This window comes from Nonomuraea sp. NPDC049378, assembly GCF_055586745.1.
The window spans coordinates 15,737-41,339 of sequence record NZ_JBVJHP010000035.1 but is presented as its reverse complement, the minus strand read 5'-3'; the positions used below and the strand labels follow the sequence as shown (position 1 = coordinate 41,339).

Below are 25,603 nucleotides of genomic sequence, written 5' to 3'. Positions count from 1 at the left end.
CCGGTGAGCCGATCCGAACTCTCCCTCCCCGCCCGGGCCGGCGTCGCGCTCGCCGTCCTCGTGGTGCTCGCCGGGGCCACGCTGTACGTCGTACGCACCGCCGCCGAGATCAGCGGCACCAGGATCGACGCCGTGTTCGCCCGGGCCGGGCAGGGCCTGGACACCAACTCCCCCGTCAAGATCCGCGGCATCACGGTCGGCGACGTGACGGGCGTGGCGCTCGACGCGAAGGGTGACGCCGTGGTGACCATGCACGTGGAGCCCGGCGTCAAGGTGCCCGCGTCCACGGTCGCCTCCGTCGAGCCGACGTCGGTGTTCGGCCCCAAGTACGTCAACCTCAAGCCCGGATCCGGCGAGACCACCGGCCCCTACCTGAGCAGCGGCGCGGTCATCACCGACACCGAGGGCCCGCTCGACCTGTCGGACACGCTCGGCGCCGCCTACCGCGGCCTGGACGCCGTCGACCCTCGCGAGGTCACGGTCATCGTGCACACCCTGGCCAAGGGACTCGACGGGAAGGGCGAGCACCTGCGCGAGCTGATCGGCGACGCCGGCGACCTCGTCGGCGTCGCGCACCGGCACCGGGACCGGGCCAGGCGGTTCCTGCGCGACGGCGCCCTGCTCGGCACCACGCTGTCGGACAGGGGCGACGAGATCGTCGCGATCGCGTCCGACGTCAACGTGATCACCCCCGATCTGCTGGAGCGGGCCGGCAAGGCGCGCGCGCTGCTGCAGGAGGTCACCTCGGTCAGCGGCCAGACCGCGCACGGGCTGGCCAAGCACCGGCGCAACCTGCGGGCCGGGGTGCATTCCGGCGAGCGGGTCGCCGCGCTCATCTACGCCCAGCTCGGGCTGGCCGGCGACGGCGTGCGTGGCCTGAACCGGCTGGTCGACCTGCTCAACGAGCTGATCGAGGCGCCGGGCCCGGGCGGCACCCGCCAGCTCCAGGTGGAGGCGTTCGTCGCGACCGACGTCTGCGAGCTGATCGTCGGCGTCTGCGGCCCCACCGACGGGAGGCGCTGATGGAGCGCACCCGCCGCTGGTGGACGTTCGCCAAGTTCGTGCTCTTCGTCGGCCTGACCGTGACGCTGATCGTGGTGATCAGCGTGCAGATCGCGCGGGTCGGCACGGGCGGCGGCTACCGGCTCGTCGCCACCTTCGACGACGTGTCAGGGCTGGTCGAAGGCGACCAGGTCAAGATCGCCGGCGCGCCCGTCGGCCAGGTGGACACCATCAGGGTGGTCGACGGCCGGGCCGAGGTGACCATGGAGGTACAGGACGCGGTCAGGGTGCCCGCCGACACCGAGGCCGCCGTCCGCTGGCGCAACGCCATCGGCCAGCGGGTGATCTACCTGCTGCCCGGCAGCGCGCCCGGCATGTTGCCGCCCGGGTCGCGCATCGCCCGCACCTCCTCCCTCGTGGACATCGGCGAGCTGGTCAGCGATCTCGGCCCGCTCACCCGGAGCCTCGACCCCGACCAGATCAACCAGCTGCTCACCGCCGCCGCCAGGTCGCTGAAGGGCAACGACAGGAACATCCCGAGACTGCTCGACAACGTCAACGCCATCACCACCACGGTCAACGCGCGCAAGAAGACCATCGAGCAGCTCCTGCGGGACTACGCCACCGTCACCGGCGTGGTCGCCAGGCGCGACAAGCAGCTCGAGCAGCTCGTCGACAACCTCGTCACGCTGACGGAGGCGTTCGCCGACAACCGCGAGCTCATCGACGACGCGCTGGTGGAGCTGTCGGCGACCGTGCACACCTCCAACGAGGTGCTCGGCAGGAACGCCGACGAGCTCGGCGCCCTGGTCGACAACCTGTCCGGCCTGACCGGAGGCATCAGGAGGAACGTGGACGACCTCGGCAGGACGGTCCGCACCTTCCCGCCGCTGTTCACCCGCGCCCGTTCCACCGTCGAGCGCGGCCGCTACTTCGTCACCGCGGTCCCGTGCGTGGCGCTGGGGCCCGCGCCCTGCCCGTACCCGATGAAGAAGCCGCCGCCGCTGCGCAACACCCGGGTGCAGAGCACCAAGGACCTCCGGAAACTGCTGGTGGGCGGATGATGGCGCTCAAGTCCTTCCGCGACCGCAACAAGATCGCCGTCGGCCTGGTGTCGGTGGCCACGCTCGCCGCGCTGCTCGTCGCGACGTTCCTGGTCGGCAACCTGGGGCTGCTGGAGAGCGGCTACCACATGTCCGGCATCTTCGTGGACTCCGGCGGCGTGCGCACCGGCAACGACGTACGGGTGGCGGGCGTGCGCGTCGGCCAGGTCACGGAGGTGCGCCCCGACTACACGCGCGGTCACGTGGTCGTCACCTGGAAGGTCGACAGCGACGTCCGCCTCGGCCGCGGCACCCGCGCCGACATCGCGCTGTCCAACCTGCTCGGCGGCCGCTACGTCAAGCTGACGGGCCCTGTCTCGCCTCCCTACCTCGACCAGCTGCCCGAGGCCCAGCGGCGCGTCCCCGTGACGCGGACCGGCGTGCCCACCCTGATCAACGACGCCATCAACGACGCCACCCGGCTCGTCGAACGGCTCGACACCGACGCCGTGGACGACCTGCTCACCGAGCTCGGCAAGATCGACGCCATCAAGCGCGGCCGCGTCACCCGCCTGCTCGAGAACGTCGGCGACCTGTCGGAGACCATCAGCAAGAGCCAGCCGCAACTGCGGCGGCTGCTCGACAACGGCACCAAGATCATGAAGGTGGTCGAGAGGAAGGACGAGCAGCTCGCCCGGCTCGTCGACGCCATCGAGGTCATGCTGGCCGAGCTGCGCCACCGCCGCGCCGAGCTGCGCACGCTGCTCGGCGACGGCAGCGACCTGGTACGCAGCACGACCCGCCTGATCGAGCGGCACGAGAAGAGCCTCGTGCGGGTCCTCGACGACAACGCCGCCATCACCACCAAGCTCGGCGACGACAACAAGCAGCTCAACTCCCTGCTGGCGTGGGCGGGCCCGACGTTCTCCGGCCTGTCCACGATGGGCGGCCAGGGCCCGTGGCTCGAAGCCATCGCCACGGGCCTCGGCCCCATCGACCCGGAGGTGCTCGCCGCCATCGCCAAGGACAGGAGGGCCGCCCGATGACCCGGCTGGTCACGGCGCTGCTGGCCTGGGCGCTGCTGGCGTCCGGTTGTTCCGTGCTGGGCGCGGAGCCGTACCGGCTGGTGGCGATCTTCAGCAAGGCGCCCTCCCTCTACGAGGAGGCGCGGGTGAAGGTGATGGGGCTCGACGCCGGGTACGTCGACGACATCCGCATCGAGGGCGACCGCGTACGCGTCACGCTCCGCGTCGACCGCCACGTACCGCTCCCCGCGGACGTCAGGGCCGTGGTCGCGCCGCAGAACACGCTCGGCGAGCGCAACGTCGTGCTCTATCCCCCCTGGAAGCCCGGCGACCGGCGCATCCAGCCGGGGACGACGATCCCGCTGAAGCGCACCGAACTGCCGGTGGAGATCGACGACGCGCTCGACGCGTTCACCAAGCTGACCGACGCGCTCGACGACGAGAAACTCGGCGACGTGGCCGGCGACCTGGCCGACGGGGTGAGGGGGCGCGGCAGGACCATCGGCGACGCCGTCTCCGACACCTCCAAGCTCACCGGCGTCCTGGCCGAGCAGGACCAGCAGCTCGTCGCGCTGGCCGAAGGGCTGAACCGGCTGGCCGCCGGCCTCAACAAGCGGGAACGCCAGGTGACGGGCGCGATCGACTCCTTCGCCGAGGCGAGCTCGATCCTGGCGGAGGAACGGCGCCGGCTGCGCGGGTTCGTCGCCGGCATGGCCGGCTTCGTGCGCCGCGGCGACGTGATCATCGAGCAGTACGCGCAACGGCTCCCGCAGGCCGCGAGCACCCTGGCCGAGCTGGTCCTGACGGTCAGGGCCAACAGCGCGTCCGCGGCGCAGGCGGTCAAGGGCGCGGCCGACTTCGCCGACGTGATCATCGACTCGTGGGACAGGAAACAGCACGTGCTGAAGATCCGCGTCGTGCTCAACGCGCTGACCAGGGCCTGGCTGACGCCCCTGTTCGACTCGCTGAACCTGGGCGACGTGCCGTGCCTGCCCGCCGGGCTGAGCAACTGCCCCTACCAGAGGAGGCCGCGATGAGGGCCGCCGCGCCGGCCGGGCTGCTCGTGCTGGCGCTCACGACGTCGTCGTGCTCGCTGCAGACGCTCGGCGCGACCACCGGCGACCTGACCCTGCACGCGGTCTTCGACGACGTGCAGAGCCTGGTGGCGGGGCACAGCGTGCAGATCTCCGACGTACGGGTGGGCACCGTCACCGGCATCCGGCTGCAGGGCTACCGGGCCAGGGTCACCATGTCGATCACGTCGGAGCACCGGCTGCCGGAGGGCAGCACGGCCACCGTGGCCAAGACGTCCGTGCTGGGCGAGAACTACGTGCTGCTCGCCCCGCCCGAGGGCAAGGACCTCTCCACGGGGCCGTACCTGAAGAACGGCGCCACCATCGCCGACACCTCGGTCGAGCCGGACATCGAGCAGGTCACCGCCAAGGCCGGGCCGCTCATCGAGGCGCTCGGCGCGCAGGACGTGAACGCCGTCCTGGACGCGGCCTCGACCGCGTTCGCCGGGCAGGGCGACGACGTCAACAAGCTGATCAAGCAGACGGCCGAGGTCACCGACGCCTACGCCGCCGCCCGCCGCGACCTGGGCACCAGCATCGACGCCCTGGCCCGGCTGGGCGACGACCTCGCCAAGGGCAGCACCGAGCTGGACCGGCTGCCTGGCACCCTCGCCTCGGCCACCGCGCGCATCGCGCACGGGCGCAGGCACGTGAAGAAGACCATCGTCGCGCTGACCAAACTGGCCAAGGAGGCCAACCTCACCGTCTACCCGCGGCACGCCGCGCGGTTGCGCACGCTGCTGCGGGAGCTGGCGGCCATCTCCTCGGCGATGCAGCGCGGCGGGGAGGACCTGAAGGCGCTGGTGGCCGAGCTGCAGAAGTTCATCGACGCCCCGCCGATCACGGTGAACGGGCAGGTGCTGATCTACCTGTGGCTCAAGGGCGTGCTGCTGCCCCAGCGGCGCGACGCCGACCGGCCGGCGCTGCCGAACAGGATCGAGGACTTCCGCCTGCTCCTGGAGCCGCCGCGATGAGCAGGCGGATCTACCTGAACCTCGGGTTCTTCGTCGTTCTGGGCGTCGTCATGACGGTGTGGGCGTTCAGCACGATCATCCGGCTCGACGCCATCGAGCGGCCGTACCGGGTGTCGGCCGAGTTCGTCTCGTCGCCCGGTCTCGTCCGCGGCTTCGACGTGGCCTACCTGGGCGTCCGGGTCGGCAAGATCGGCGACGTGCGGCTGGCGCCTGGCAAGATCGTCGTCGGTCTCGACATCGACCGGGAGGTCCGGCTGCCGAAGGGCGTCTCGGCCGAGGTGCGGCGCAGGTCCGCCATCGGGGAGCCGTACGTGGAGCTCTCGCCGCCCGCCACAGGGGCGGGCGGCCCGCGGCTCGCGGCCGGTGACACGATCACGCTGGCCAGGACGTCGGTGCCGCTCGACTACAAGAAGTTGTTCGAAGGCGTCGGCAAGCTGCTCAACGCGGTGCCGCCCGAGGACGCCGAGGCGATCACCCACGAGCTGGCCGTCGCCCTCGACGGCCGGGCGCCGGCCATCAGGCGCATCATCGACGACGCCCACACCCTGACCGGCACCCTCGCCGACAACACCGAGGTGCTCGACGAGCTGGCGGTGCAGCTCACCCGGCTCACCCACACGCTGGCCGGCAAGCGGGGCGAGCTGGCCTCCGGCATCACCGACCTCAGCACCGTGACGGCCACCCTGCGCGCCTCCCGCGCCGACCTGAACACCTTCCTCGACCGGGGGCCGGGCGTGTTCGGGCAGCTCGACGAAGCCGTCCGGCGGTCGAGGCCGGGGTTCTCGTGCCTGCTGACCGCGGCGGGGCTGCCGCACGAGCCGGTCTTCTCCCCCGAGACCGAACGCAACGTGCACCACCTGCTGAGCATCATGCCGACCGCGTTGAGCCTGGCCGACGACATCAGCGACCGGCGCGGCGACACCGTGTACGGCAGGGCGTCGTTCATCTTCAGCGTCCCCGGCGGGCCGCAGCCCGCCGAGGAGTACGCGCGGGCGGCCGGGCCGCCCACCGTGCCGGAGCTGCGTGCCTGCCCGGATCGCGCGCCCGTCTCCGACACCTCCGGGGACGGCGCCCGCTCCGGCCGTGACCGGTCCGAGCGAGATCGCCTGGACGCCGCCGCACGGCCGGACGGCTCGGCTCGGCCGGACAACCCCGGCCGGCCGGACCCTTCCGCACGACCGGGCACCGCCGAACGGCCGGACAGCACCGTACGACCTGGCGCCTCCGGACGGCCGGGCGCCGGGGACACCGTCAGGCCGGGCGGGAGCCCGCGGCCCGCCCCATCGTCCAGTGACGTGGCCGCCACCGGCGCCACGTCCCCTGACCCGCCGAACACCGCCCCCCTGATCGCCGCGATCTTCCTCGCCGTTGTGGCCTCCGGCGGCATGGTGGGCTGGATCGCGGCAGGTCGGGCCGCCCGCCGCCGTGAGGAGTCACGATGACCACCGAGCAGGACCTCTCCGCAGCCCTCCGCACCGACGAGGCCCGCACGGAGACCGAACCCGCAGCATCCGGGACCGCGCCGTCCGAGGCCGTGACCGCGGTGGATGGCGAGCCCGCCCGGCGGGGCGCCGCGGAAGCCGCGGACGGCGAGCCCGATGCTCAGGAGCAGGTGGAGGCGGGAGACGGCGGGCGGCGGGACGCCGCCGTGGCCGGGCGCCTCTCCAGGGCCCGCGTGTGGTGGACGCTGGCGGCCATGGTGGTGGCCGCGATCGCCGCCACGGCCGTCCTGCAGGGCATCTCCGCCGCCCAGGCCCGCGACGCCCGCGCCGCGCTCGAAGCCGAGCGGGCGCTGCGCCTGGAGGTGTCGGGAGCCGCGGGCGCGTTCGGCAAGGCCCTGCTCAGCTACGACTACCAGGACCTGCAGACCACCCGCTCAGCCCTGGCCGCCCAGGCCACGGGCGACTTCCTGAGCACCTACGACGCGGCGTTCGGCGGCGCGATGGCGCAGGTCATCGTCAAGCTCAAGGCGACCTCGCAGGCCACGGTGCGGGAGGTCTACCTCGCCGACGTGGACGAGGCCACCGCGCACGCCATCGTGGTCGTCGATCAGCAGGTGAACACCTCGGAAGCGATCCGCTCGGTCAAGGACTCGCACCTTAAGATCTCTCTTGTGAAGGAGAAGGGCACCTGGAAGATCCACGACGTGACCGTGCTCGGCGCGTCCTCGGAGGACCAGTACACCCTCGACGGCGACGAGAAGAAGGACTGACGATCGGCCCTTTGGCGATGGGCGGCCGCCCCGACGAGGTGCGAGCCCCTGATGACTGGCTGACCGAGGTGGAACGCGAGCGGGCGGCGCGGTTCAGGTTCGAGGCTGACCGTGACTGCTTCGTCGCCGCGCACCTCCTCGTACGCGTCTGCGCCGCCGCCGTGCTCGGCGTCGAGCCGCGCGAGCTGACGCTGCTGCAACACTGCCATCTGCACGGCCCAGGGCACGGCAGGCCCTCCATCGAGCAGGCCCCGGAGCTGGGGGTCAGCTTCAGCCACACCCGCGGTTACGTGTGCGCGGCCGCCGGGCCGGGCAAGGTCGGCGTGGACGCCGAGCACGTGCCGCCGGGGCCGCTGGACACGTTGCTGGCCGACCGGGTGCTCAACCCGCGCGAGCGCTCGCTGGTCACCGGCAACGACGAGCTGATCAGGCACTGGACGCGGAAAGAGGCCCTGATCAAGCGCGGCGAGCTGACCATGGACAAGCTGCGGGCCTGCGAGGACGACCTGTCGGGCCGGCATCTGCTGGAGTGGAGCGTCGGGCCGGACATCAGGGTGGCGGTCATCACAGACGCCCCAGCGAGGAGGGCGCCCCTCCCCCAATAGACTGGACGCATGTTCTACCGTAAGCCCCTTGAGGAGCGCATCGCCGACCGCATGGCGCAGCGTAAGCCGCTCGAAGAGGGCAAGACCTTCGAGCACGGGCCCGCCAAGTTCGTGTTCGTGTCGCTGCTCGTCGCGGTCGTGCTGATGCACGTCGTCGGCGTCGCGATCGTCATGGCGTTCAGCTGAGCGGCGGGGCGACCTCAGCGGCGGGTCGGGGTCGGGTCGAGGAAGACGTGCTTGACCCCGGAGATCTGGTCTCGCAGCCGGCGGTCCACCTCCTCGCAGGCCCGCTCCACGCCCGCCGCGCTCGACTCGTCCCTGAAATCGATCTTCGCGGCGACCAGGATCTCCCCCGGGCCGATCATCATCGTCAGCAACTCGACCACGTCCTCCACCTCCGGCTGCGCCAGCAGCACCGCCCGGATGCCCGTCTCGGTCCGCTGGGTCGCGGCCTGGCCGATGAGCAGCGACATGTTCGCCCGGATCAGGGTGAGCGCCACGACCAGCAGGAGCAGGCCGATCACGACCGAGGCCGCGCCGTCCCACAGCGCCGAGCCGGTGAGCTGCGAGGCGACCAGCCCGGTGGCCGCGACCAGCAGCCCGCACAGCGCTGCCGCGTCCTCGAACAGCACGGCCTTCAACGCGGTGTCGGACGTCATGCGGGCCAGGCGTACCACGCCGACCCGGCGCCGGGCGGCCTCGGCGCGCAACTGCGCGAGCCCCCGCGCGAACGAGATGCCCTCGAACACGAACGAGGCCGCCAGCACGATGTACGCCGGTGTGAGGTTCGACAGGTCCTCGCCGTGACCGATCTCGTGCAGGCCGTTCGTGATGGAGAACCCGGCCCCGCCCACCAGGGTCGTGACCGCCGCCATCAGCGCCCAGACGAAGCCCGCCTTGCCGTGCCCGAACGGATGCCGCCGGTCGGCGGGCCTGCCCGAACGGCGCACCGCCACCAGCAACAGCAGCTCGGTCACCGTGTCGGCGGCCGAGTGCGCCGCCTCCGACAACATGGCCGCCGAGCCGCCCACCAGGCCCGCGACGAGTTTCGCCAGAGCGATGGCGAGGTTGGCCGCGGCCGCCACGAGCACGGTGCGCAGGCTCTCCCCCTTCATGAAGTACGACTTTACGTGCGCTAGATTGGAGATCATGAGCGCGCCTCGCTGGCTTTCTCCCGCCGAACAGCGTGCCTGGCGCACGCACCTGGCGCTGCACAGGTTGCTCATGCACCGGCTCGACCGCGAGCTCCAGGAGTTCTCGCTCACGGTCAACGACTACGAGATCCTGGTCAACCTCTCCGAGAGCCCCGGGCGGCGCATGCGCATGAGCGACCTGGCCGACGCGACGATCCAGTCACGCAGCCGGCTGTCGCACCAGATCTCCCGCATGGAGGCCAAGGGCCTGGTCACCAGGGAAGACTGTCACGACGATCGGCGGGGCACGTTCGCGGTGCTGACCGACGAGGGGTGGGAGACGATCCAGCGGGTGGCGCCGTTCCACGTGGCCGGCGTGCGCGAGCACTTCGTCGACCGGCTCACCGACGATCAGCTCGAAACGATCGAGGCGGCCTACGCGCCCATCGTGGAGCAGCTGAAGAAGCTGCGCTGACACCCAACCGATATCGGCGAGGGTGCGCGGACCTCCGTACCGCTCGCTACGATCCGCTCATGCTCAGAAAGCTACTGATCGTGGCCGTGCTGGCGCTGGCGGCGGCGTGCTCGTCCGGCGGGGACGCCGGCGAGTTGCCCGCGGGGCCCGAGCTGATGAAGAAGGCCTCCGAGGCCATGAAGGCCGTCAAGTCGGCCACCTTCTCGATCGCGACCGAGGGCGAGCCGAAGGTGCCGGTCAAGCAGGCCGACGGCCGGCTCACCGCCGCCGGCGACGCCGACGGCACGATCACGCTTGACGTGCTGGGCACCCTGCAGGAGGTCAGCTTCGCCCTGGTCGGGGAGACCGTGCACTTCAAGGGCCCGACGGGTGGCTTCCAGAAGATGACCCGGCAGCAGCTGGCGCAGTTCTACGACCCCTCGGTGATCCTCGAGCCGACCAAGGGCATCGCCCAGTTGCTCGCCTCGGCCACGGATCCGAAGGTCGAAGGCGTGGAGGACGGCGCCTACCGCGTCGCCACGACGTTCCCCGGGCAGGTCGTCGGCCAGATCGTCCCCGGCGTCACGCAGGGCGTCAACGGCAAGGTCTGGGTCGACCAGGGTTCCAGCCGGCTCACCCGGGCCAACCTGCCGTTGCAGGGCGGCACGGTGACGGTGTCGTTCAGCGACTACGACGCACCGGTCACGATCACCCCGCCCGCCGCGAAATGAGGCGCGCCCGCCGGGTCGTGCTCGGCGCGGGCGGCGCGGTGGTGCTGCTGGCCGCGCTCGACGCGTACGTCGTGGTGACGGTCCTGATCGACATCGCCGAGGACGTCGGCATCCCGCTGAACCACCTGGAGCGGGCCACGCCGGTCGTGACGGGCTTCCTGCTGGGGTACGTCGCCGCGATGCCGCTGCTCGGCCAGCTCTCCGACCGCTACGGCCGGCGGCCGCTGATCCACGCGTGCCTGGCGGCGTTCGCCCTCGGCTCGGTGCTGACGGCGCTGGCGGCCGGGGAGGTCATGGTGGTGGCCGGGCGCGCCGTCCAGGGGGTGGCGGGCGGGGCGCTGCTGCCGATCACGATGGCGCTCATCGGTGACCTGTGGGACGAGCACGAGCGGCCCCTGGCCCTGGGGGCGGTGGGTGCGGCCCAGGAACTGGGCAGCGCGCTCGGGCCGCTGTACGGCGGGGTGCTGGCGCTGGTCCCCAGCACCGTGGTGGCAGGGGTGGAGCTGGGCGGCTGGCACGCCATCTTCTGGATCAACCTGCCCCTCGCCGCCCTCGCCGCCGTCGCCGTGCACCTCACGGTCCCTGGCCGCCCCGTACGCTCTGCCCGGACGTCCAGCACCGCCTCGGCGGACGCCACAGAATCGGGACGGCTCCGCGCGGGCACGGCCGCAGGACGGTCGCTCCCCCCGCACACGACCGAAGCGGGCGACGACCCCGCGGACACCACCGCAGGGCGATCGACCCCCGCGCGAGCCGACGCCCTCACCGGCACCCCCCGAGGGCGGCTCGTCGCCGCGGGCGCCGGCCGGGTGGACGTGGTCGGTGGCGGGCTGCTGGCGCTGGCGCTCGGGCTGCTGGTGGTCGGCCTGTACAACCCCGACCCCGCCAGGGCCGTGCTCCCCCCGTGGGGGCTGCCCGTGATCGCCGCCGGCGCGCTGGCGGCCGTGATCTTCGTCTGGTGGGAGATCCGCTCCCCCGTCCGCCTGCTCGACCTGTCCGGCGCCCGCAAGGGCCCGCTGCTCGCCACCCTCGCGGTGAGTTTCCTGGCCGGGGCCGCGCTGCTCGTGACCATGGTGTTCGTCCAGTTCACCGCCCAGACGCTGCTCGGCGCCGACGCGTTGGGGGCGTCACTGATCCTGGCCAGGTTCCTGGCCGCGCTGACGGTGGGCGCGCTGCTCGGGGGGCTCCTGGCGCGCAGGACGGGTGACCGCGCCGTGGCGGTGGCGGGCATGGCGCTGGCGGCGGCCGGCTACTGGCTGATGAGCCGCTGGCCGCTCGACCTGGAGAGCGCGGGCCCGCTGATGGACCTCCACCTCGTCGTCGCCGGCCTGGGCCTGGGGCTGGTGATCGCGCCGGTGTCGTCGGCGGTGTTGCGGGTGAGCCCGGCGGCCCAGCACGGCGTCGCCTCGGCGGCGGTCGTGGTGGCCAGGATGATGGGCATGCTGATCGGCATCGCGGCCGTGTCGGCGTGGGGCTTCTACCGGTTCCAGTCGCTGACCGCCCACCTGGACACGCCGCTCCCGTTCGGCGTGGACGCCGCGACCTACCAGCGGCGGCTGGCCGACTACACCGCGAAGGTGCAGGCGGCGCTGCACGTCGAGTACACCGAGATGTTCCTGGTCACGGCGTTCATCTGCGTGCTCGGCGCGGGCGTCGCGCTGCTCATGCCGTCCGTCGCCCGGGCCCGCTGAGGGGCCCGGGCGACGGCGGCGGGCGCGTTACGGGGAGAGGCGGTGCAGGTCGCGGGGGAAGGCGGTGGTCTGGCGGATGTTGGCGGCGCCGGTCAGCCGCGCCGTCCACCGTTCAAGCCCCAGCGCGAACCCACCGTGCGGCGGCATCCCGTGCTTGAAGGCCTGCAAATACCCTTCGTACGCCTCCGTCCCCTCACCCCGGGCGGCCAGCGCGGCGACGTAGTCCGCGTACGCGTGCAGCCGCTGCCCGCCCGTGACCAGTTCCAGCCCTCGGAACAACAGGTCGAAGCCGTTGGAGTAGCCCGGCCTGGCGGGGTCGGGATGGGTGTAGAAGGGCCGCTTGGCCATCGGGTAGCCGGTGACGAAGAGGAACTCCGACCCGTGTTCCCGCAGCGCCCACTCCGACAGCCGGCGTTCCTGCGCGGGTGACAGGTCGGGCTCCTCGGAGGACGTCATCCGCTGCGCCTCGGTGAAGTGGATGGCCGGGATCTCGGCGGGCACCTCGGGCAGCGTGACGCCGAGCAGGGCGGCCGCGGAGCCGGCGCGGCGGCGTACCGACCCCAGCATGCCCGCCACCGCCTCGCGCAGCACCGCCATCACGTCACGGTGGTCGCGGACGAAGCCGAGCTCCGCGTCGAGGCTGGTGTACTGGGCCAGGTGGCGTACGGTGTCGTGCGGCTCGGCGCGGAAGACGGGCCCGACCTCGTAGACCCGCTCGAACACCCCGACCATCGCCTGCTTGTAGAACTGCGGCGACTGCGCCAGGTAGGCGGGCCGGCCGAAGTAGTCGATGCCGAAGACGTTCGCGCCGGACTCGGTGGCCGAGCCGACGATCTTCGGGGTGTGGATCTCGGTGAAGCCGAGCCCGTCGAGCGTCTCGCGGAACCCGGCCACGCTCGCGGCCGCGATCTCCAGCGGCGCCCTGAGGCGGGGGTGCCGCAGCGCGACGGGCGCGTGGTCGAGGATCGTCGGGAGCGTCGCGCCCGGCTCCGGCCGGTAGAGGTCGAACGGCGGCGCCGCGCACGGCTCCGCCAGCACCTCGATCTCCGGCGCGACCAGCTCGAACCCTCCGGGGGCCTGCGGGCTGGCCGTCACGGTGCCGGTGACCTCGACGACGCTCTCCTCGCCCGGCAGGTCGTGCGCGGTCACCGCCTGGGCGAGGCCGGTGCGGTCTCTGACGACGAGGAAGGACACGGACTTCAGTTGCCGGCGGCGATGGACCCAGCCGGCGATCGTCACTCGTTGCCCGGCGTGCTCAGCGAGCTCCGCCGACATGACACGAGAGATCATCACAGCTCCTCACGAGGAAATGCATGATCCCTTGGGAGTGCGGGGGAGAAGGGAGCTCCCGGTGCCACCGCACTTTCGCCGCCCCTGGTCGAGGCGGCCTCGAGGACCCGGTGACGCTGGTCAGGCGGCGGGGCATTTCCTCCCCGCACTCGGGAGTGTCTTCACCAGAGGTGCACGGGACCGCCTTCACAGCTGCCGGCGGCTCTCTCGGCCCGTGCGGGCCCTCGGCTACTCGTCTCCGTCGACGTTTGCGGTCGATCCTACGAGCCCGCGGAGGGAACGGCAAAACCTTTGCCGCCCCCGGTCCGCTACCGGTCCTTCTTCGAGCGCTTCTCCCGGATCTTCATCGTGACCTCGATCGGCGACCCGGCGAAGCCGAACTCCTCGCGGATGCGGCGCTCGACGAAGCGGCGGTAGGTGTCTTCGAGCCAGCCCGAGGTGAACAGCACGAACTTGGGCGGCTCCACCGACGCCTGCGTGGCGAAGAGGATCTTCGGCTGCTTGCCGCCCCGAACCGGCGGCGGCGTCTGCTGCACCAGCTCGGTCAGGAACGCGTTGAGCCGGGCCGTCGGCACCCGCGTGGACCACGAGTCGAGGGCCTTCTCCAGCGCGGGGACCAGCCGGTCGACGTGCCGCCCCGTCTTGGCGGAGATGTTGACGCGCAGCGCCCACGGAGTGCGTACGAGCTGGCGGTCGATCTCCTTCTCCAGGTAGTAGCGGCGGTCCTCGTCGACCAGGTCCCACTTGTTGAAGGCGACCACCATCGCCCGCCCCGACTCGATGACCAGGCCGATGATGCGGAGGTCCTGCTCGGTGAGCGGCTGGCTGGCGTCGATCAGCACGATCGCCACCTCGGTGCGCTCCAGCGCCGCGCGCGTGCGCATGGCGGCGTAGAAGTCGGCGCCCTGCAGCTCGCGGTCGCGCCGCCGGATGCCGGCCGTGTCGACGAAACGCCAGGTGCGGCCGCCCAGCTCGACCAGCTCGTCGACCGGATCGCGGGTGGTGCCGGCCATCGGGTCGACCAGGACGCGCTCCTCCCCCGCCAGCTTGTTGAGCAGCGAGGACTTGCCGACGTTGGGCTTGCCGAGCAGCGCGACGCGGGCGGGCCCGCGCTCGGCCCCGAACGTCACCTCGGGCGTCTCCGGGAGCGCGTCGAGCACCACGTCGAGCAGGTCGCCGCTGGAGCGGCCGTGCAGGGCGGAGACGGGATAGGGCTCGCCGAGCCCGAGCGACCACAGCGCGGCGGCCTCCAGCTCCAGCTGCTGGTTGTCGACCTTGTTGGCGGCCAGGATGACCGGCTTGCCCGACTGCCGCAGCACCGAGCCCACGGTCTCGTCGGCGTCGGTCGCGCCGACGGTGGTGTCGACCACGAACACGATCACGTCGGCCAGTTCGGCCGCGATCTGGGCCTGCTCGGCGATGCGCAGGTTCATCCCGGTCGCGTCGGGGTCCCACCCTCCGGTGTCGACCACGGTGAAGCGGCGGCCGCGCCAGTTGGCTTCGTAGGTGACGCGGTCGCGGGTGACCCCCGGCACATCCTCGACGACCGCCTCGCGGCGGCCGATGATGCGGTTGACCAGCGTGGACTTGCCGACGTTCGGCCGCCCCACGATGGCGACGACCGGCAGCGGCGCGGCGTCGCCGTGCTCGGTTATCTCAAGATCGTCGAGGTCGGCCTCGACCCAATCCCCCGTTGACACGATGTTTCGTCCTTAGTGAGTACCGCACCTGCTCGTCAGGTGCGCTCGCGAATGCGGTCGCCGCCGGGCCCGCCCGGGCCCGCCTGCTCGGCGACCAGTCTCAGCACCTCCGCGATGACCTCGTCGAGGCTCATCGCGGTGGTGTCGAGCTCGACGGCGCCATCCGCCATCGAGAGTGGGTCGGCCTGACGTGTCGAGTCGAGAGTGTCACGCCTGGCCATGGCCTCCTGCTGCGCCCGGACGGTCGAGCCGGCCAGCTCCGCGCTGCGCCGCAGGGCACGCGCCTCGGCGCTGGCCGTCAGGTAGATCTTGACGGCGGCGCCGGGGCAGACGACCGTGCCGATGTCGCGTCCCTCGACCACGAAGCCGCCGTCGCCGATGATCTCCCGCTGCCGCGCGACCAGGCGGGCGCGCACCTCGGGGACGGCGGCGACGGCGGAGACGGCTCCGGTGACGTCGGCCTCCCTGATCGGCCCCGCGACGTCGACCTCGTCGACATGGATCGCCGGGCTGTCAGGGTCGGTGCCGGAGACGATCAGCGGCTCGCCGCAGCGGGCCGCGATCGCGCCGGGGTCAGCCAGATCGACACCCTGCCGGAGCATCCACCAGGTCATCGCGCGGTACATCGCCCCGGTGTCGAGGTAACGCAGGCCCAGCGCGCGGGCCACTCCGCGCGAGACGCTCGACTTGCCCGACCCCGAAGGGCCGTCCATGGCGACGACCAGACCGGTCACGGTCTCTCCCTCTTCACGTTGTTCCACCCGACTTGAAGAGGCTACAGCCTCCGGCTCGGTCGGCGATCCAGCTTTCGAGCGGGCCGAGCGGCACCCTGACCGGCACGTGGGGCGGCGGCGACGACCTGGAGGGCTGGCTTGGCCCTCATTCGCCTGCCAGGGGCCTACGGCCCGGCCGTGCCGGCGGTCACCGGCTCTTCGCGGTGAACGTCAGGTGCGTGACGCCGGACGGCGTGGAGACCGCTTCGATGTCGTACGCCTCCTCCAGCGACTCCAGGCCGTCCCAGAGCCGGACGCCACGGCCGAGCAGGATCGGTATCTGGACGACGTGCAGGTGATCGACCAGCCCTTCTCTGAGGAAGTCGCGTATGACGGACGGCCCGCCGCCGAGGCGCACGTCCTGGCCTCCGGCCGCCTCGCGGGCCTTGTCGAGTGCCTGCGCGGGCGAGGCGTCGAGGAAGTGGAACGTGGTGCCGCCCTCCATCTCGATCGACGGCCGCGGCCGGTGGGTGAGCACGAAGACCGGCGTGCGGAACGGCGGGTCGGCACCCCACGCGCCCTTGTAGCCGGGGTCGTCCTGCCAGCCGGGCGGGCCGAACTTGCCCGCGCCCATGATCTCGGCGCCGATGCCGTGACCGTGCATCGTCGCGAAGGCGTTGTCGGCGCCGGCGCTCCCGCCGCCGCCCCCGCCCATCCCGTGCCAGTACCGGGTGGCGAACATCCAGTCGTGCAGGCGCTCACCGGCGTGACCGAACGGGGCGCCAGGAGCCTGACCCTCGCCGGTGCCGAAGCCGTCCAGCGAGATCGTGAAGTTGTGAACGCGCAACCTACTCATGATCGCTTCCTCCAGGACTGACGGTGCCTGAGACACTGTGTACGTTAGAGACAGCTCTGGCTCTTCGGCCACCGCGACCAGGGTTTGCGCCCGCACCATCATCCGGCGCACCCGGCGCACCCGCCCCGCCCGGCCGCCCGCTGCGGCCCTGATCAGGACTAACGCCCACCGCTCCGGTAAGTGACCGGGTGTGACAGGGACGGACAACGCACGGGTCACCGTCGTCGTGGCCAGCAAGGATCGGCTGCGGGCGCTGGTCCGTTCGCTCCCGAAGCATCCGCGCCCGGTGATCCTGGTGGACAACGGCTCGACCGACGGGACGGCGGGGTTCGTCAGCCGGCACTTCCCCGACGTCCGGCTCGTGGAGCAGGACACGAACCTGGGCGCGCCCGCCCGCAACATCGGCGTGCGGATGGCCGAGACGCCGTACGTGGCCTTCGCCGACGACGACTCCTGGTGGGCGCCCGGCGCGCTGGAGCTGGCCGCCGACGTGCTGGACGCCCATCCCCGGCTGGCCGTGCTCGGCGCGCGCGTGCTGGTGGGCCCCGAGGAGCGGCTGGATCCGGTGTCGGAGCTGATGCGTCACTCGCCGCTCGGCATCGAGCCGGATCTGCCGGGGCCGAGCGTCCTCGGGTTCCTGGCGTGCGGGGCGGTGGTGCGCAGGGAGGCGTTCCTGGAGGCGGGCGGCTTCGACGACGTGATCTTCTTCTTCGGCGAGGAGGAGCGCCTGGCGGTCGACCTGGCCGCGAAGGGGTGGGGGCTGGCGTACGTGGACGACGTCGTGGCCCACCACCACCCGTCGCCGGCCAAGGACCCGCGTGGCAGGCGGGCGCTGGCTCTGCGCAACGCCGTACTCACCGCGGTGTTGCGCCGCCCGTGGCCGGTGGTGGCGCGGCGGGCGCTCGACGCCCTGCGTGCGGGACCCGCCGGGTGGGAGGGACTGCGTGCGGCCGTACCGCGCCTTCCAGGGGCGCTGGCGGAGCGGCGGGGGTTGCCGCGCGCCGTGGAGCGGGCACGGCGGCGGCTGGAGCGGGCCGGCGGCTGAGCGCGGGCGTGCGGTTACGTCTCACGGAACGGGGGCAGCAGGCGGGCATGAGTACCGCACCTAACCCGATCGACCTGCAGAAACACCTGGGTGGTGTCGACTACCCGGCAGGCAAGGCCGATCTGATCAAGGCCGCGCGCGACCACAACGCGAGCAAGGACATCGTCGAAGCCCTGGAGGCCATGCCCGACCGCGAGTACGACGGCCCGAACGCCGTCAGCGAGGCCGTCACCAAACGCTGAGTCCCGGGGACGCGGCGGGCGGGGCTGGGGGCCCGCCCGCCGCGGCGGCGGCCGGGATCGGTCGCCGAAACGGGTCGGCCCGCATACGTCATGATGACCACATGACTGAAATATTGAGGTACGCCGCTTTCACCACCACTCCCACCGGCGGCAACCCCGCCGGAGTGGTCTTGGACGCCCGGGAGTTGTCGGACGCGGACATGCTCGCCATCGCCGCCGAACTCGGCTACTCCGAGACGGCCTTCTTGCACCCCACCACGGATGAGCGCCAGTACCGGATCCAGTACTTCAGCCCGCTGAGCGAGGTCGCCTTCTGCGGCCATGCGACGATCGCTGCCTCGATCGCGCTCGGCGAGCGGATCGGTCCCGGAGCCGTGAACCTCGCTACCCAGGCGGGCCCGGTCCCGGTGGAGATCGCCGCGGATCCGGCCGGAGGGCTCATCGCCACCTTGACCAGTCCGCCGACCTCCACCCGCCAAGCCTCCGAAGAGGAGACACGGCCCGTGCTGGCCGCACTGGGTTGGTCGGCCGACGATCTGGACCCCGACTACCCGGTGCACGTCGCCTCCGCCGGCAACGACCATCTCGTCCTGGCCGCGTCCAGCCGGGGCCGTCTGGCCGATCTCGACTACGACTTCGATGCCCTCAGCAAGATCATGTCTGACTCGGGATGGATTACCATCCACCTTTTCTGGCACGCATCCCCCGCCGTCTTCCACGTCCGCAACCCGTTTCCGCCCGGCGGCGTGGTCGAGGACCCCGCCACCGGTGCCGCGGCCGCCGCCTTCACCGGCTACCTGCGTACGCTGGGACGTCTCGAAGATGGCGCCGTTCTCACCCTTCACCAGGGCGTCGACATGGGGCGGCCCAGCCTCTTGACGTGTACCACCGTTCCCGGCGACTCCCGTGTCAAGGTCTCGGGCACCGCGGTGCCCATTCGGTAGCGGCAGTTCGGGGTTCGCCGTCCAAGGTCGTCTCAGCGAGGCCGTGCCACGCTGCTCGCCGCCGGCCACGACATGTGGCTCGCGCTGGAAGAGCGCTGGTACGAGCGCGCCGTCGACGCCGTGGGCGTGCGCCGGTTCGCGGTGCGGGACCCGGACGGCTATCTCCTGCGCATCTCTCAGCGCCTGGGGACCCGCCCCCGATAGCCGCCCGCGTCACCGAACGCCGGCCTCCGACCTTCGGCGAAGCGATCCCGGAATCCCTCGCTGGACATCGCCGACGGATCCCCGGCGGATGACGCTAGGGGACCTGCCAGCCGCGTTCGCGCAGGGCCTCGGAGAGCGTGGCGGCCGCGTCGGGCTCCACCGACAGCTCGGCGATGCCCAGCGGCAGCCCAGGGGCGTGCTCGAGGCGCACGTCCTCGACGTTGACGCCGACCTCGTCGCACACCTGGAACAGCCGGGCCAGCTGGCCGGGGCGGTCGCCGATGACGACCTGGACGACGGCGTAGGAGGAGGCGGGGCCGCCGTGCTTGCCGGGGATACGATCGTGGCCGACGACACCCCGCTTGAGCAGCTGGGTGATCTCGCCGGTCGCGGTGCCGTCGCCCTCGGCCAGGGCCCGCAGCGCGCTCGCCGCGTCGGCCAGGTCGTGCGCGACGGCTTCGAGCACCTCGGCGACCGGGGAGGCGTTGCCCGACAGGATGCCGAGCCAGAGCCCGGGGTCGCTGCCCGCGATCCGGGTGACGTCGCGCACGCCCTGCCCGGCCAGGCCGAGAGCGACGTCGGTGGCGTCGGCCAGGCGCGCGGCCACGGCGGAGGCCGCGACGTGGGGGGCGTGGGAGACGACGGCGACGGCGCGGTCGTGGTCGGTGGCGCTGACCTCGACCGCGTTGGCGCCGCACAACTCGATCAGGCGCAGCACGGCCGCCTTCGCCTCGGGGTCGGCCTCCTCCGTGGGGCACAGCGCCCACGGCCGGCCCAGGAAAAGGTCGTCCCTGGCCGCCCCCGGGCCGGACTTCTCGCGGCCGGCGAGCGGATGGGAGGCGACGTAGGCGGACAGGTCGCAGCCGAGCTGCGCGGCCCGGTGGATGGGCTCCGCCTTGACGCTGGCGACGTCGGTGTAGAACCTGGCCGCCTGGAGCCGCTGCAGCTCGAGCAGCTCGGTCGCCACGTGGGCGGGAGGCACCGCGATGATCGCCAGGTCGGCCTGCTCAGTGGCCCGGCCCTCCTGCGGGACTGCTTCCTCGAGGGCCTGGCCGCCGGGCGGGGCGAGGTGCGGGCCGCCGGGCCGCCACTCCTCGCCCGCCCCGAGCTCCCGTGCCAGCCGTACGGCTCCCTGATCGCGGTCGGCGAGCAGCACGCGCACACCGCGCTTGCGCAGCGCCAGCGCCGCGGAGGTGCCGATGAGACCGGTGCCGACGACGAGCACGGTGCGAAGATCCATCTGGTGTCCTGATTTATCGGGCCATTGGGATAGCCAGTATCTCGTTATGTGATGCCCGGTCGCTCACTGCGCGATGTCCTGCCGCAGCGCCACCGCGCCACGCAGGTAAACATGCTGGATCTCGGCTCTCGGCCGGTCGGTCTCCACGTGGGCCATGAGCCGCACCACGCGGGGCAGCGCACCCGGCACGGCGATCTCGGTGCAGCAGATCAGCGGCACCTCGTGGAAACCCAGCTTCCGCGCCGCGAGCGCGGGAAACTCGGCCGTCAGATCGGGCGTGGCCGTGAACAGCACGCTGATCACGTCATCCGGGGTCAGCTCGTTACGCTCCATGATCGCGCTGACCAGCTCGGTCGTCCCTTCGATGATCGAGCCACGGTCGTCGGCGTCCACCTGGATCGCCCCACGAATCGCGCGCACCATGTGGTCAGTCCCCTTCCCTAACCGGGAGAGCCCGCGCGAGGATCGCACGGGCTCCTTCTTCCGGCCAGGTTACAGCTTCACGGCGGCGTAGAGCTCGCCGACTTCCTTCAGGCTGAGCGCCCGGATGGTGCCCGGCTTCGTACGGCCCAGCTTCACCGGACCGAACTCGATTCTGGCAAGGTCGATCACCCGGTGGCCCGCCACCTCCAGCATGCGCCGCACGACGTGCCTGCGTCCCTCGTGCAGCACGACCTCGACCAGCGCCTGCTGCCCGTGCTCCTGCACGACGGTGAAGCTGTCGGCCTTGACCATGCCGTCCTCCAGCTCGATGCCCTGCTTGAGCCTGCGGCCCAGGTCACGCGGGATCGGCCCGGGCACCTTGGCCCAGTATTTCTTCTGCACCCCATAGCTCGGATGCGTCAGCCTGTTGGCCAGCTCGCCGTCGTTGGTGAGCAGCAGCAGGCCCTCGGTCTCGGTGTCGAGCCTGCCCACGTGGAACAGCCTCGGCGCCAGCTCCTCGACGTAGTCGGCCAGGCACGGGCGGCCCTGCGGGTCGTCCATCGTGGAGACGACGCCGATGGGCTTGTTGAGGGCGTAGTAGACCAGGTCGGGGGCGGTGGGGATGCGCTTGCCGTCGACGTGGATGACCTGCGTCGCGGGATCGACCTTGGCGCCGAACCTCCGTACGACCTGGCCGTTCACCGTGACCCGGCCCTCGCCGATCATCTCCTCGCACGCCCTGCGGCTGGCGACGCCCGCCTGGGCGAGCACCTTCTGCAGCCGCACGCCGTCAGGGACCTCGGTGGTGTCGCGCTCGTCGGAGTAGCCCTCGGGGTAGAAGTCACGGTCGCGCAGGGGCTGGCGGGCCGCCTTCACCCGGTCGTGCTGGGGGCTGCCGTAGCCGTTCCCGCCGCCGCGCCTGCCCCCGATCGTCTGGACGTCGTCCCGCCGGGGACGCCCGGTGCGCCCGGTGTCACGCCCGGTGCGGCCGGTGTCGCGCCCGGTGCGGGCATCGCCGTCGCGCCTGCCGTAACGGGACCTGGTGGACTCGGCGCTCCGGGAACCGGCCTCACGGCGCCCGCTCCTGTCGGCCCGGAACCCGCCGCGCTCATCACGCCGCTCGCCTCCGTAGCCACCCCGGTCGGACCTGCCGCCCGGTTCCGAACGGTAACCGGTGCCGCGCTCGTCACGCCGCTCGGACCCGTAACCACGCTCGAACCTGTCGCCGCGCTCGGAACGGAAACCGCCACCGCGCTCGTCCCGACGCTCGGAACGGTAACCGCCGCCACGCTCATCACGACGCTCGAACCTGTCGCCGCGCTCGGACCGGTAACCGCCGCCACGCTCATCACGACGCTCGAACCTGTCGCCGCGCTCGGACCGGTAACCGCCGCCACGCTCGTCACGCCGCTCGGACCGGTAACCGCCGCCACGCTCATCACGCCGCTCGGAACGGAAACCACCGCCGCGCTCGGAACGGTAACCGCCGGCGCGCTCGTCACGACGCTCGGAACGGTAGCCTCCCCGGTCGCCACGAGGACGCTCACCACGTCCGTGGCGATCCTCGCGGCCCTCGCTCTGGTAACGGTCGTCGGGGTTGTAACGGTCGTCGCGGTCGCCGCCCGTGAAGCGGTCGTCGCGGCCGGCTCCGCGCGCGTAGCGGCCGCCGCCGGCGTCGTCGCGCCCGGCGGGCCCGCCGTACCGGGCGCGGGTGCCGCCCCGGTCGGCGCGGAGGGAGTCGGGGGAGGGCCGGGAGTCGCGTGCGGAGTCGCGACCGCGGCCACGGTCGTCGCCCCGGAAGTCGTCACGGCGAGACCCGCCTCTGGAGTCTCTTCGGCCGGTCCCACCGCGGAAGTCGTCGTCACGCCGGGAGTCGCCACGGGCGTCGTCGGAGCGGAAGGCGGGACGCCCACCACGGCCGGAGCCGCCTGTGCGTCCACGACCGCGTCCATCACCGGACGGGGTGCTGCGCCTGTTGATCACTTTGTTGTCTCCTCGAGGTTTTCCACGTCGTCGGGGAGGAAGGGCGCGAGTTCGGGGAGCTCGCTCAGATCCCGTAGTCCCAGACGTTCAAGGAAGTATGAGCTTGTCCGGTAGAGCACCGCTTGGCTCTCCGGGTCGGTGCCGGCCTCTTCGACCAGCCCCCTGGCGACGAGTGTGCGCATGACACCGTCGCTGTTGACGCCGCGTACGGCGGCGACGCGGGAACGGCTCACCGGTTGCCGGTAGGCCACGACCGCGAGTGTTTCGAGCGCGGCCTGGGTCAGCCGCGTCTGCTGGCCGTCGCGTACGAACCTTTCGACCAGCGGCGCGCAGTCGGCACGCGTGTAGAAACGCCAACCACCCGCCACTTCTCTCAAGTCGAAACCCCGTCCGGCGACGGTGTATTCCGCCGCCAGCCCACGCAGCGCCGCGGCGACCTCGTGGGTGGGCCGTTCGAGCACCTGAGCCAGGGTCACCTCGGCGACCGGCTCGTCAACGACAAGCAGGATAGCCTCCAGCGCCGCCTCGAGCCTCGGCCCCTCCCCCGGCTCGGCTCCCACCGCGCGTCCGGCAGCGGCGTCCACGTCTGGCCCGTCGCCGGGTGCCAGGGCGCCCTTTCCCGTGGCCGGTGTGGTGTTCGTGCCGTCCGCCGCCTGGTCACGGCGGGCGCCGGTCACCGGCCCGTCGCCCTCAGCCGTCCTGTCAGCGGCGAAGGCCGGCCCGTCAGCACCAGCCACCGGCTCCTCTTGCGGCACCCGCTCCCTGTCCTGCGCCACATCTTCGTCCGGACCCAGGTCCTCGTCACGTCCCAGGTCCTCGTCCGGCCGCGTCCCAGCCCTGGACGTCGTGTCGTCCTGGGATAGCGTCCCCCCAGGGACGGACCTGCCCCTGTGGGCCTCCGGCTCGCCCGGGCCCGGGGTGTCGTCCGCGGCCCGCGCCTCCGCAGGCAGCGTGTCGTCCGCAGCGGACGTCTCCGCACGAGACAGCGTGCCTCCCTCGACGCGCGTGTCGTCCGCGACGGACGTCTCCGCGCGGGACGGCGGGTCGTCCTGGGGCGGGTCGTCCTGGGGCGGGTCCTCGTGGGGCGGGGGCGGGTCGTCGGGCGAGGAGGTCTCCGCCTCCGGGGCGCCGGGCTGGACGAGGGAGCCGGGGAGGGTCATCCAGGCGGGCAGCGGCGGCTCCGAGTCGGGAGACTTGCGGGGGTTAGGCAGTGGGTTGTCAGTCATGGGATGGTTTCTCCGCGGATTCCTCGTAGTCGTCCCCCACCGCGACGTCGCCGTCGTCGGCGCCCGTCCAGGTGACGTGCAGGTCGCCCAGCGGCTCGACCTGCTCGAACGTGACCGCCGACTCCCGGAACAGCTCCAGCACGGCCAGGAAGCGGGCGATGACCTCGAAGGTGCCCTCGCAGTCGGCCACCAGCGCCCTGAAGGTGGCCCGCCGGAGGCGCCGCAGGTGCATGACCAGGATGGCCGCCTGCTCCTTGACGCTCGCCAGCGGCTGGTAGATGTGCCCCACGCTGACCGTGGGCGGCAGCTTGGGCGTGAAGGCCCTGGCGGCGATCTTGGCGAGCTCTTCGGGCCCGATGCCCAGGATGAGCTCGGGCAGCAGGTCGGCGAACTGCGGCTCGAGCGGCGCCGTACGGGGAAAGCGCAGGGACTCCTCGGCCATCCGCCCGGCGAAGATCTTGGCGACCTCTTTGTACGCTTTGTACTGCAGCAGCCGCGCGAACAGCAGGTCTCTGGCCTCCAGCAGGGCCAGGTCTTCCTCGTCCTCCACCTCGCCCGACGGCAGCAGCCGGGCCGCCTTGAGGTCGAGCAGCGTGGCCGCGACCAGCAGGAAGTGGCTGGTCTGGTCGAGGTCCCACTCGGGGCCGCGGGAGCGGATGTAGGCGATGAACTCGTCGGTGACCTTGGAGAGCGAGACCTCGGTGATGTCGAGCTTGTGCTTGGCGATGAGGCCGAGAAGCAGATCGAAGGGACCCTCGAAGACGTCCAGGTGAACCTGGAACCCTTGGGGCTCGGTCTGCTCTGCGGTCACCTGGCCATTGTGGCAGGCGCGGGCCAGCGCGAGAGCACTTCGCGCGCCAGCTCACGGTAGGCGTTGGCGCCGAGGGACGAGGGGTCGAAGGTGGTGATCGGCTCGCCGGCGACGGTCGCGTCGGGGAAACGCACCGTGCGGTTGATGACGGTGTGGAACACCTTGTCGCCGAACGCGTCGACCACGCGGGCCAGCACCTCGCGGCCGTGCAGGGTGCGGGCGTCGTACATGGTGGCGAGCAGGCCCTCGATCTCGAGGTCTTCGTTGAGCCGCTCCTGGACCTTGGAGATGGTGTCCATCAGCAGGGCGACGCCACGCAGCGCGAAGAACTCGCACTCCAGCGGCACCATGACGCCATGGGCGCACGTGAGCGCGTTGATGGTGAGCAGGCCGAGCGACGGCTGGCAGTCGATGAGGCACACGTCGTAGTGCGGCAGCAGCGGCTTGATCACGCGGCCGAGCACCTGCTCGCGGGCGACCTCGGTGACGAGCTGCACTTCGGCGGCCGACAGGTCGATGTTGCTCGGCAGCAGGTCGAGCCCCTCGACGCCGGTCTCGAGCAGGACGTCCTCGGCGGTGACGCCACGCTCCATCAGCAGGTTGTAGACGGTCAGGTCGAGCTGGAGCGGGTTGATGCCCAGGCCGACGGAGAGCGCGCCCTGCGGGTCGAAGTCGACCAGCAGCACCTTGAGCCCGTATTCGACGAGGGCCGCGCCCAGGTTGATGGTGGTCGTGGTCTTGCCGACCCCGCCCTTCTGGTTGACCATCGCGACCACGCGCGCCGGGCCGTGCACGTCGGGCACCACCGGCTCGGGGAACACGGGTCTGGGCCGCTGCGTGGGCCCGAGGTTGACGCCGTTGGAAGGCGCGTTGGTCTTCGTGTCGCCCCAGGGGTTGTCGGGGGTCCCCGGGGTCGAACCCTTGGTCGTCACAGTCACCAGCTCGAACCTCCCTGACGATCCCGAACCGGACCGTCCGGACGG

General features: G+C 71.9%; 26 protein-coding genes. 15 read left to right on the top strand and 11 right to left on the bottom strand.

Features of this window, described 5'->3' with window-relative positions; genetic code table 11:
• Positions 1-3: 3 nt before the first annotated feature.
• Genes ACZ6SA_RS45700 through ACZ6SA_RS45660 form a run of 9 tightly spaced genes read left to right on the top strand, consistent with a single transcriptional unit; the run spans position 4 to position 8,120 of the window.
• Positions 4-1,023 (top strand): MlaD family protein, encoded by a 1,020-nt coding sequence (locus tag ACZ6SA_RS45700; RefSeq protein WP_347642881.1) that lies wholly within the window; start codon positions 4-6, stop codon positions 1,021-1,023.
• Positions 1,023-2,066, top strand: a complete 1,044-nt coding sequence (locus ACZ6SA_RS45695; RefSeq protein WP_465835490.1) for an MCE family protein — start codon at positions 1,023-1,025, stop codon at positions 2,064-2,066. The genes ACZ6SA_RS45700 and ACZ6SA_RS45695 overlap by 1 nt, the downstream gene beginning before the upstream one ends.
• Positions 2,063-3,091, top strand: a complete 1,029-nt coding sequence (locus ACZ6SA_RS45690; protein WP_465835488.1) for an MlaD family protein — start codon at positions 2,063-2,065, stop codon at positions 3,089-3,091. Before ACZ6SA_RS45695 ends, ACZ6SA_RS45690 begins: the two co-directional genes overlap by 4 nt.
• Positions 3,088-4,107: an MCE family protein gene (locus ACZ6SA_RS45685; RefSeq protein ID WP_443151649.1), complete on the top strand. Its 1,020-nt coding sequence runs from the start codon at positions 3,088-3,090 to the stop codon at positions 4,105-4,107. Before ACZ6SA_RS45690 ends, ACZ6SA_RS45685 begins: the two co-directional genes overlap by 4 nt.
• Positions 4,104-5,117 (top strand): MCE family protein, encoded by a 1,014-nt coding sequence (locus ACZ6SA_RS45680; protein ID WP_465835486.1) that lies wholly within the window; start codon positions 4,104-4,106, stop codon positions 5,115-5,117. Before ACZ6SA_RS45685 ends, ACZ6SA_RS45680 begins: the two co-directional genes overlap by 4 nt.
• On the top strand, positions 5,114-6,559 hold the full coding sequence (locus ACZ6SA_RS45675) for an MCE family protein (RefSeq protein ID WP_465835484.1): 1,446 nt from the start codon (positions 5,114-5,116) through the stop codon (positions 6,557-6,559). The genes ACZ6SA_RS45680 and ACZ6SA_RS45675 overlap by 4 nt, the downstream gene beginning before the upstream one ends.
• Positions 6,556-7,329, top strand: a complete 774-nt coding sequence (locus ACZ6SA_RS45670) for a hypothetical protein (RefSeq protein WP_465835482.1) — start codon at positions 6,556-6,558, stop codon at positions 7,327-7,329. Before ACZ6SA_RS45675 ends, ACZ6SA_RS45670 begins: the two co-directional genes overlap by 4 nt.
• A 17-nt stretch (positions 7,330-7,346) precedes the next feature.
• Positions 7,347-7,934 carry a 4'-phosphopantetheinyl transferase family protein gene (locus ACZ6SA_RS45665; protein WP_347643142.1) on the top strand — a complete coding sequence of 196 codons (588 nt, stop codon included), beginning with the start codon at positions 7,347-7,349 and terminating at the stop codon, positions 7,932-7,934.
• Positions 7,935-7,943: 9 nt separating this feature from the next.
• The gene (locus ACZ6SA_RS45660; protein ID WP_347642874.1) at positions 7,944-8,120 is read left to right on the top strand and encodes a hypothetical protein; all 177 of its coding nucleotides are present in this window, start codon (positions 7,944-7,946) and stop codon (positions 8,118-8,120) included.
• 14 nt (positions 8,121-8,134) lie between these two features.
• Here the strand turns inward: ACZ6SA_RS45660 and ACZ6SA_RS45655 are convergent, their stop codons facing one another.
• On the bottom strand, positions 8,135-9,049 hold the full coding sequence (locus tag ACZ6SA_RS45655) for a cation diffusion facilitator family transporter (protein ID WP_465835480.1): 915 nt from the start codon (positions 9,047-9,049) through the stop codon (positions 8,135-8,137).
• 34 nt (positions 9,050-9,083) lie between these two features.
• On the opposite strand from ACZ6SA_RS45655, the gene ACZ6SA_RS45650 reads away from it, so the two are divergent.
• The 3 genes from ACZ6SA_RS45650 to ACZ6SA_RS45640 are packed head-to-tail and all read left to right on the top strand — an operon-like array spanning position 9,084 to position 11,943.
• Positions 9,084-9,542 carry a MarR family winged helix-turn-helix transcriptional regulator gene (locus tag ACZ6SA_RS45650; protein WP_465835478.1) on the top strand — a complete coding sequence of 153 codons (459 nt, stop codon included), beginning with the start codon at positions 9,084-9,086 and terminating at the stop codon, positions 9,540-9,542.
• A 59-nt stretch (positions 9,543-9,601) separates the two neighbouring features.
• Positions 9,602-10,252, top strand: a complete 651-nt coding sequence (locus ACZ6SA_RS45645) for an LppX_LprAFG lipoprotein (protein ID WP_347642872.1) — start codon at positions 9,602-9,604, stop codon at positions 10,250-10,252.
• Complete coding sequence (locus ACZ6SA_RS45640; RefSeq protein WP_347642871.1) at positions 10,249-11,943, top strand: MFS transporter; 1,695 nt, start codon at positions 10,249-10,251, stop codon at positions 11,941-11,943. The genes ACZ6SA_RS45645 and ACZ6SA_RS45640 overlap by 4 nt, the downstream gene beginning before the upstream one ends.
• 27 nt (positions 11,944-11,970) lie before the next feature.
• Here ACZ6SA_RS45640 and aspS read toward each other — a convergent pair whose 3' ends face one another.
• From aspS to ACZ6SA_RS45620, 4 genes are all read right to left on the bottom strand, one after another.
• On the bottom strand, positions 11,971-13,233 hold the full coding sequence (gene aspS / locus ACZ6SA_RS45635) for an aspartate--tRNA(Asn) ligase (protein WP_347642870.1): 1,263 nt from the start codon (positions 13,231-13,233) through the stop codon (positions 11,971-11,973).
• 308 nt (positions 13,234-13,541) lie between these two features.
• Complete coding sequence (der, locus tag ACZ6SA_RS45630) at positions 13,542-14,933, bottom strand: ribosome biogenesis GTPase Der (RefSeq protein WP_347642869.1); 1,392 nt, start codon at positions 14,931-14,933, stop codon at positions 13,542-13,544.
• 35 nt (positions 14,934-14,968) lie between these two features.
• Complete coding sequence (gene cmk / locus ACZ6SA_RS45625; RefSeq protein WP_347642868.1) at positions 14,969-15,667, bottom strand: (d)CMP kinase; 699 nt, start codon at positions 15,665-15,667, stop codon at positions 14,969-14,971.
• Between the two features lie 187 nt (positions 15,668-15,854).
• Positions 15,855-16,502 (bottom strand): dihydrofolate reductase family protein, encoded by a 648-nt coding sequence (locus ACZ6SA_RS45620; RefSeq protein WP_465835474.1) that lies wholly within the window; start codon positions 16,500-16,502, stop codon positions 15,855-15,857.
• A 190-nt stretch (positions 16,503-16,692) separates the two neighbouring features.
• Here ACZ6SA_RS45620 and ACZ6SA_RS45615 point away from each other — a divergent pair, with 190 nt between their 5' ends.
• The 3 genes from ACZ6SA_RS45615 (at position 16,693) to ACZ6SA_RS45605 (ending at position 18,733) form a co-directional block, all read left to right on the top strand.
• The gene (locus ACZ6SA_RS45615; protein ID WP_347642866.1) at positions 16,693-17,547 is read left to right on the top strand and encodes a glycosyltransferase family 2 protein; all 855 of its coding nucleotides are present in this window, start codon (positions 16,693-16,695) and stop codon (positions 17,545-17,547) included.
• Between the two features lie 47 nt (positions 17,548-17,594).
• On the top strand, positions 17,595-17,789 hold the full coding sequence (locus tag ACZ6SA_RS45610; RefSeq protein WP_347621437.1) for a DUF2795 domain-containing protein: 195 nt from the start codon (positions 17,595-17,597) through the stop codon (positions 17,787-17,789).
• Positions 17,790-17,890: 101 nt separating this feature from the next.
• Positions 17,891-18,733 carry a PhzF family phenazine biosynthesis protein gene (locus ACZ6SA_RS45605; RefSeq protein ID WP_347642865.1) on the top strand — a complete coding sequence of 281 codons (843 nt, stop codon included), beginning with the start codon at positions 17,891-17,893 and terminating at the stop codon, positions 18,731-18,733.
• Between the two features lie 298 nt (positions 18,734-19,031).
• On the opposite strand, the gene ACZ6SA_RS45600 is transcribed toward ACZ6SA_RS45605, so the two are convergent.
• The 6 genes from ACZ6SA_RS45600 to ACZ6SA_RS45575 form a co-directional block, all read right to left on the bottom strand.
• Entirely contained in the window at positions 19,032-20,177 is a 1,146-nt protein-coding gene (locus ACZ6SA_RS45600; protein WP_443151661.1) for a prephenate dehydrogenase, read from the bottom strand.
• Between the two features lie 63 nt (positions 20,178-20,240).
• Positions 20,241-20,600 carry a chorismate mutase gene (gene aroH / locus ACZ6SA_RS45595; RefSeq protein WP_132606764.1) on the bottom strand — a complete coding sequence of 120 codons (360 nt, stop codon included), beginning with the start codon at positions 20,598-20,600 and terminating at the stop codon, positions 20,241-20,243.
• Positions 20,601-20,669: 69 nt separating this feature from the next.
• On the bottom strand, positions 20,670-22,583 hold the full coding sequence (locus ACZ6SA_RS45590) for a pseudouridine synthase (protein ID WP_465835470.1): 1,914 nt from the start codon (positions 22,581-22,583) through the stop codon (positions 20,670-20,672).
• Positions 22,580-23,191 (bottom strand): SMC-Scp complex subunit ScpB, encoded by a 612-nt coding sequence (gene scpB / locus ACZ6SA_RS45585; protein WP_465835551.1) that lies wholly within the window; start codon positions 23,189-23,191, stop codon positions 22,580-22,582. The genes ACZ6SA_RS45590 and scpB overlap by 4 nt, the downstream gene beginning before the upstream one ends.
• A 610-nt stretch (positions 23,192-23,801) precedes the next feature.
• Positions 23,802-24,620: a segregation and condensation protein A gene (locus ACZ6SA_RS45580; protein WP_465835468.1), complete on the bottom strand. Its 819-nt coding sequence runs from the start codon at positions 24,618-24,620 to the stop codon at positions 23,802-23,804.
• A complete protein-coding gene (locus tag ACZ6SA_RS45575; protein ID WP_425465074.1) occupies positions 24,617-25,552 on the bottom strand; it encodes a ParA family protein in 936 nt (311 codons plus the stop codon). The genes ACZ6SA_RS45580 and ACZ6SA_RS45575 overlap by 4 nt, the downstream gene beginning before the upstream one ends.
• Positions 25,553-25,603 lie beyond the last annotated feature (51 nt).

Coding starts and splice junctions, on each gene's coding strand:
- ACZ6SA_RS45695 (WP_465835490.1), top strand. CDS start 1,023: ATGGAGCGCACCCGCCGCTGGTGGACGTTCGCCAAGTTCGTGCTCTTC.
- ACZ6SA_RS45690 (WP_465835488.1), top strand. CDS start 2,063: ATGATGGCGCTCAAGTCCTTCCGCGACCGCAACAAGATCGCCGTCGGC.
- ACZ6SA_RS45685 (WP_443151649.1), top strand. CDS start 3,088: ATGACCCGGCTGGTCACGGCGCTGCTGGCCTGGGCGCTGCTGGCGTCC.
- ACZ6SA_RS45680 (WP_465835486.1), top strand. CDS start 4,104: ATGAGGGCCGCCGCGCCGGCCGGGCTGCTCGTGCTGGCGCTCACGACG.
- ACZ6SA_RS45675 (WP_465835484.1), top strand. CDS start 5,114: ATGAGCAGGCGGATCTACCTGAACCTCGGGTTCTTCGTCGTTCTGGGC.
- ACZ6SA_RS45670 (WP_465835482.1), top strand. CDS start 6,556: ATGACCACCGAGCAGGACCTCTCCGCAGCCCTCCGCACCGACGAGGCC.
- ACZ6SA_RS45665 (WP_347643142.1), top strand. CDS start 7,347: ATGGGCGGCCGCCCCGACGAGGTGCGAGCCCCTGATGACTGGCTGACC.
- ACZ6SA_RS45660 (WP_347642874.1), top strand. CDS start 7,944: ATGTTCTACCGTAAGCCCCTTGAGGAGCGCATCGCCGACCGCATGGCG.
- ACZ6SA_RS45655 (WP_465835480.1), bottom strand. CDS start 9,049: ATGAAGGGGGAGAGCCTGCGCACCGTGCTCGTGGCGGCCGCGGCCAAC.
- ACZ6SA_RS45650 (WP_465835478.1), top strand. CDS start 9,084: ATGAGCGCGCCTCGCTGGCTTTCTCCCGCCGAACAGCGTGCCTGGCGC.
- ACZ6SA_RS45645 (WP_347642872.1), top strand. CDS start 9,602: ATGCTCAGAAAGCTACTGATCGTGGCCGTGCTGGCGCTGGCGGCGGCG.
- ACZ6SA_RS45640 (WP_347642871.1), top strand. CDS start 10,249: ATGAGGCGCGCCCGCCGGGTCGTGCTCGGCGCGGGCGGCGCGGTGGTG.
- aspS (WP_347642870.1), bottom strand. CDS start 13,233: ATGATCTCTCGTGTCATGTCGGCGGAGCTCGCTGAGCACGCCGGGCAA.
- ACZ6SA_RS45620 (WP_465835474.1), bottom strand. CDS start 16,502: ATGAGTAGGTTGCGCGTTCACAACTTCACGATCTCGCTGGACGGCTTC.
- ACZ6SA_RS45610 (WP_347621437.1), top strand. CDS start 17,595: ATGAGTACCGCACCTAACCCGATCGACCTGCAGAAACACCTGGGTGGT.
- ACZ6SA_RS45605 (WP_347642865.1), top strand. CDS start 17,891: ATGACTGAAATATTGAGGTACGCCGCTTTCACCACCACTCCCACCGGC.
- ACZ6SA_RS45600 (WP_443151661.1), bottom strand. CDS start 20,177: ATGGATCTTCGCACCGTGCTCGTCGTCGGCACCGGTCTCATCGGCACC.
- aroH (WP_132606764.1), bottom strand. CDS start 20,600: ATGGTGCGCGCGATTCGTGGGGCGATCCAGGTGGACGCCGACGACCGT.